The following is a 333-nucleotide window of genomic DNA, read 5'->3' as shown; positions in this document are numbered from 1 at the left end:
AATTTTCTCTCGGTGGTGGTGGTGGTGGTGGTGCTCATACGTCGTCCTCATCGGTGGTAGGTTGGTTTTTTCGCGCTCGTGATGTTTTCAAAATCGCTTTCATGCCGGCCACGGCACCGGCCGGCATGCCTTTTTTGGCGCGGGGAGGCGCCACGGTCGGATCGATGACTCCCACGCGGCTCTGGCGCGGTGGTGCCGGCGGGACCCCGCCGTTGTCGATCGCAGCCTGCACCCGGCCCTTGAACGCCAGGGCGGACTCGCCAGCTTGCGCCGGTTGCAGTCCCAGCCGCGCAGCTTCGGCCGCGACGCTGGCGTCCGACGCCCACCAAGCCT

General features: G+C 66.4%; 1 pseudogene. It reads right to left on the bottom strand.

From position 1 onward, the window contains the following. Positions 1-34: 34 nt before the first annotated feature. Positions 35-333 (bottom strand): annotated as a pseudogene (locus F1735_RS34515) (hypothetical protein); the annotation flags it as partial.

Source organism: Massilia genomosp. 1 (genome assembly GCF_011682185.1).
Classification (GTDB): Bacteria; Pseudomonadota; Gammaproteobacteria; order Burkholderiales; family Burkholderiaceae_D; genus Telluria_A; species Telluria_A rubra.
Note: the sequence above shows the minus strand (reverse complement) of the source record. Positions and strands in the feature narration are given on the sequence as shown.